The sequence below is a fragment of the Klenkia terrae genome (genome assembly GCF_037083865.1).
GTDB lineage: Bacteria > Actinomycetota > Actinomycetes > Mycobacteriales > Geodermatophilaceae > Klenkia > Klenkia terrae.
Map to the genome: position 1 here is coordinate 1 of NZ_JBAPLV010000070.1, position 986 is coordinate 986.

General features: G+C 67.1%; 1 protein-coding gene. It reads right to left on the reverse strand.

Annotated elements, in window-relative coordinates:
- A partial coding sequence (gene gmd, locus UXQ13_RS23565) for a GDP-mannose 4,6-dehydratase (RefSeq protein ID WP_336393100.1) occupies positions 1-986 on the reverse strand: 986 nt, incomplete at both ends.

Genomic DNA, 986 nt, shown 5'->3' on the forward strand with positions numbered 1-986 from the left:
CGGACTGATCTGCCGGAGAGCTGGTCGTCGAGGGCCTGGATGTCGGCGTCGACCATGATCTGGACGAGTTCGGGGGTGTGGACCTTGGGTTCCCAGCCGAGGATGGTCTTGGCCTTGGTGTAGTCCCCGACGAGTGCGTCGACTTCGCTGGGTCGTTCGTAGCGCTTGTCGTACTCGACGTGGTTCTCCCAGTCGAGGCCGGCGTGCTCGAAGGACAGCCGCACGAAGTCCTTGACCGAGTAGGCGGTGTTGGTGGCGAGGACGTAGTCGGTGGGTTCGGAGGCTTGGAGCATCCGCCACATGCCTTCGACGTATTCGGGGGCGTAGCCCCAGTCGCGGACGGCGTCCAGGTTGCCCATGAAGAGCTTGTCCTGGAGGCCGGCCTTGATGCGGGCCACGGCGCGGGTGACCTTGCGGGTCACGAAGGTCTCCCCGCGGCGGGGGGACTCGTGGTTGAAGAGGATGCCGTTGACGGCGTAGGTGTCGTAGGCCTCGCGGTAGTTGCGGGTGGCCCAGTAGGCGTAGAGCTTGGCCACGCCGTAGGGGGAGCGGGGCCAGAAGGGGGTGTTCTCGTCCTGGGGGGGCGGGGTGGCGCCGAACATCTCCGAGGAGGAGGCCTGGTAGATGCGGGTGCGGACCTTGGCGGCGCGGACGGCTTCGAGCAGGCGCATGGCGGCGATGCCGGTGACGTCGCCGGTGAACACGGGCTGGTCGAAGCTGACGCGGACGTGGGACTGGGCGCCGAGGTTGTAGACCTCGTCGGGGTTGACCTCGTGGAGCAGGTTGATGAGGGTGACGCCGTCGGTGAGGTCGCCGTGGTGCAGGTACAGGTTCCGGCCCGAGGTGTGGGGGTCCTGGTAGATCCCGTCCAGCCGCTCGGTGTTGAAGGAGGAGGAGCGGCGGACGATGCCGTGCACCTCGTAGCCCTTGCCCAGCAGCAGCTCGGCCAGGTAGGAGCCGTCCTGGCCGGTGATACCCGTGATCAA